This window comes from Streptomyces sp. P5F9 (genome assembly GCF_057961495.1).
In genome coordinates, this window is the sequence record NZ_JBXVPZ010000693.1 from 1 (window position 1) to 3,635 (window position 3,635).

The window sequence follows — 3,635 nt, forward strand, 5'->3', positions numbered from 1 at the left end:
CCTGGAACCCGACCCCGGAAACGCAAGCGCCCCCCACGCACCCGCCAGAGCCAACCTACCCTTGCTGCCTTCCGGCCCTGGGGGAGTTCAGTCAGATAGCGCCGCGTGAGGGGCTCCGCACAGGCTACAGGATCTGAGCGGGGGGAACGAGTTCGCGAGCACTCCTCAACGTCTTGTATTGTTTGCCGCGGAGGATTCGCCTAGTGGCCTAGGGCGCACGCTTGGAAAGCGTGTTGGGGGCAACCCCTCACGAGTTCGAATCTCGTATCCTCCGCCAGTGCCTCACCGGGCACGATGTCGAAGGGCCCCGCTGTTCGCAGCGGGGCCCTTCGACGGTTATCGGCCCTCGTTGTCCTGGTTTTTGTCCACAGCGGGAGTTTCCTGGGGTCCCCGGATGGCTTCGGTGATTTTCCGGCTCACGTTCTTATAGGCCGCCCCTGCTCTCCACGGCGACGTCGAAGTCAGGTGATCGCGGGTTCGTCGAGGAGGGTCGCGTCCTTTGCCGGCGTGGGGGTGACGGGGTCGCGGCGGAGAGCGGCCAGGGTGACGACCGCGGCGACGGCCAGGACCGCGCAGCCCGCGAGGCCGGTCAGGTTGAGGCCGTGGGTGAAGGCGGCGCGGGCCGTTTCGAGGAGGGGGCCGGGCAGCTGGGTCGCGCTGCCGAGGGTGTCCCGCGCGGCGCGCAGGTCCTCGGCGGAGACTCCGGCCTGGTGGACCCCGGCCATCCGGTGGTGGTAGACGGCCGTACCGATCGAGCCGAGGACGGCGAAGCCGAGCGCGCCGCCCAGCTCACTGCCAGTCTCCGAGACGGCCGAGGCGGCACCCGCCTGTTCGGCCGGCGCGGCGGCCAGGACCAGCTCGGCGGTGAGCGTGGTGGCGACCAGCATTCCCGCGGCGAGCAGTCCGGCGCCGGCCAGGATCACGAACAGCGACTGGTGCACGTGGACTTGGGTGGTCACGGCCAGTCCGGCGGCCGAGATCAGCAGTCCGGCGGCGATGATGCGGGCGGGCCGGACGCGCTTGGCCGCGATCCCGGCGACCGTCATCACCGCCATGACGGCGGGCATGACCGACAGCGACCACAGCGAGGCCACGAGGGGGCTCATCCCCCGCACGGCCTGGAGGTACTGCATCGTGTAGAAACTGAAGCCCAGCAGCGCGAAGTTGGTGACCATGTTGACGCCGACGGCGGTGCTGTACGTGCGGTGCCTGAAAAGCCGCAGGTCGATCAGCGGGTGGGCGGTGGTCCGCTGCCTGTGCAGGAAGACCGCCCCGACACCGAGCCCGGCGGCGATCGCCAGCACCGGCACGAGGGCGTAGCCGTCCACCGCGAGTTCCTTGATGCCGTAGACGGCCGGGAGCACCGCGCCGAGCGACAGGAACGAGCCGAGTACGTCGAAGCGGCCGGCGGAGGGGTTGCGGAACTCCGGGAGGAGGCGCGGTCCGAGAGCCAGCAGCACGACCATCGCGGGTACGTTGATCAGGAAGGCCGAGCCCCACCAGAAGTGGTCCAGCAGCAGGCCGCCGACGATCGGGCCGACGGTGACGCCGCCGGTCATGGCACCGGTCCAGACCGCGATCGCGGTCTTGCGCTGGGCGGGGTCGTGGAACATGTTCCGGATCAGCGCCAGAGTCGACGGCATGAGCGTGGCCCCGGCGAGGCCGAGTATCCCGCGGGTGCAGATCAGCATCACGGCGCCGGAGGAGTAGGCGGCGGCGACGGAGGCGGCGGTGAAGGCCGCCGCACCGGTCAGCAGCAGTCTGCGGCGGCCGATCCGGTCGCCCAGGGCGCCCATCGTGATCAGTGTGCCGGCGAGGACGAAGCCGTACATGTCCATGATCCACAGGAGTTGGGTGCCGGACGGCCTCAAGTCGGCGCTGATGAACGGGATTCCGAACAGCAGCACGCTCACGTCCATCGAGACCAGCAGGCAGGGCAGGACGAGTACGGCGAGGCCGAGCCATTCCCTTCTGCCTGCCACAGGGGGCGTACGCAGGTGTGGGCCGTCCATGACGTGCTCCTTCGGATCGCCGTCGGTGGGTGGGGCGTTCCTGACCAGGATCGGGACAGCCCGAGCGCGGAACAACGACGATCTGGGCAACGCATCGGTTAGCGCTATATTCACGGTCGGGGGTGGGGGCGGTGGAACTCAGGGACATCGAGATCTTCTTGACACTGGCCGAGGAACTGCACTTCGGGCGCACCGCCGAGCGCCTCCGCGTCACCCCGGCCCGGGTCAGCCAGTCGATAAAGAAGCAGGAACGGCACATCGGAGCGCCATTATTCGACCGCACCAGCCGCGCGGTCCGCCTCACTCCGCTGGGCGAGCAGCTCCACCGTGAACTGGGCGTCGGCTACCGGCAGGTCAGGGAGGCCGTCGAGGCCGCGGTCGCCGTGGTGCACGGCATGACGGGGACGTTGACGCTGGGCACGATGGGGGCGATGTCGCTGGCCGTCGGCGATCTCCTCGACCACTTCCGAACCCGGTACCCCGGTGCCTGCCTGCTGCTCCGGGAGATCCACCCGACGGACCCCTTCACCCCGCTGCGCACCGGGGAGGTGGACGTCGGAATGCTGTGGCTGCCGGTGCGCGAGCCCGACCTGTCGTTCGGTCCCATCGTGCACACATCACCGATGGTGCTGATAACTTCCGCCGAACACCCCTACGCCGAGCGCGAGTCGATCTGTCTGGAAGACCTCGCCGAGTGCACGTTCGCAGGTCCCAGAGGGCCGATGCCCGCCTACGTGGAAGAGGCGGTCAACCCGTTCCGGACGCCCAGCGGCCGCCCGATCCGCCGCGGGCCCAAGGTCGCCTCCTTCCAGGAGGTACTGACCGCCGTCTCCTCAGGAGACGCTGTCGTGCCGGTCCAGGTCGAGGCCGCACGTTTCTTCCCCTGGCCCTCCCTGGCCTACGTGCCGATCCGTGACTTCCCTCCTTCCCAGTGGGTGTTCGTCTGGCGCACCGCCACAGAGACCCCGCTGATCAGCGCCTTCGTCCAGGCCGCCGCGGACTACGCCGACGGCTGCTCCTGACTGACGGCTGTGCGCGGATCTCACCGACGCATCTCGCTGACGCGTCTCGCTGGCGCGTCTCGCTGGCGCTCTCGCTGATGTGCAGGGTGTTCATGACGGCGGCGTTCGAGCGGCCTTCGGACTCCTACAGCGGCTGTCCGCCGCCGAGTTGGGCGTCGGACAGCCGTTTCACGTCGGCGAACCGGTCGTCCTGACGAGTTCCGCCCGCCAGGTCGCTCAAGGCGTACGCCGTGTACGCGAACCCTTCCTTCGTGTGGAACCGCGCTCCCCCATTGCCGAGGGTCACCGCGCTGACACGCGACCAAGGCAGGCGTTGGATGCCCCAGGGGTTCACCATGACGATCAAGTCCGCGGTGAGTTCCAGACGTACGCGCAGCAGCACCCACCAGGTGGACAGCGCCCCGCACGCCGGGCCGACGACCAGCAAGTAGCCCCCGGGGCAGGGTCGTCGCCCTGTCTTCGGCCAGGCAGCCGTTCCGCGGAGCTGGACATCTCGTACCGTCGGATCAACCCCGTTCGCGGCTGGGCTACTTGGGCGGGGCGAACGGGTTCTGTTCCGGGGTCGGTGGGGTGTTCCACCAGGCCGGTGGGGGTGGGATCG

General features: G+C 69.2%; 3 protein-coding genes, 1 tRNA gene and 1 other RNA gene. 2 read left to right on the plus strand and 3 right to left on the minus strand.

Annotated features, from left to right (window positions below):
• Nucleotides 1-19: 19 nt before the first annotated feature.
• Nucleotides 20-118: signal recognition particle sRNA small type (ffs, locus tag AC31A1_RS48585), an RNA gene on the minus strand.
• Between the two features lie 71 nt (nt 119-189).
• Here ffs and AC31A1_RS48590 point away from each other — a divergent pair.
• Nucleotides 190-277, plus strand: a tRNA-Ser gene (locus tag AC31A1_RS48590).
• 184 nt (nt 278-461) lie between these two features.
• Here the strand turns inward: AC31A1_RS48590 and AC31A1_RS48595 are convergent.
• Nucleotides 462-2,012, minus strand: coding sequence for an MFS transporter (locus AC31A1_RS48595; RefSeq protein WP_489659457.1), 1,551 nt, complete (start codon nt 2,010-2,012; stop codon nt 462-464).
• Between the two features lie 131 nt (nt 2,013-2,143).
• On the opposite strand from AC31A1_RS48595, the gene AC31A1_RS48600 reads away from it, so the two are divergent.
• Complete coding sequence (locus AC31A1_RS48600) at nt 2,144-3,034, plus strand: LysR family transcriptional regulator (RefSeq protein WP_489659458.1); 891 nt, start codon at nt 2,144-2,146, stop codon at nt 3,032-3,034.
• Nucleotides 3,035-3,158: 124 nt separating this feature from the next.
• Here the strand turns inward: AC31A1_RS48600 and AC31A1_RS48605 are convergent, their stop codons facing one another.
• Nucleotides 3,159-3,461, minus strand: a complete 303-nt coding sequence (locus AC31A1_RS48605) for a hypothetical protein (RefSeq protein ID WP_489659459.1) — start codon at nt 3,459-3,461, stop codon at nt 3,159-3,161.
• Nucleotides 3,462-3,635 lie beyond the last annotated feature (174 nt).

Bases quoted from the DNA above. Each gene is read 5' to 3' on its own strand.
- AC31A1_RS48595 (WP_489659457.1), bottom strand. From the start codon at position 2,012: ATGGACGGCCCACACCTGCGTACGCCCCCTGTGGCAGGCAGAAGGGAA.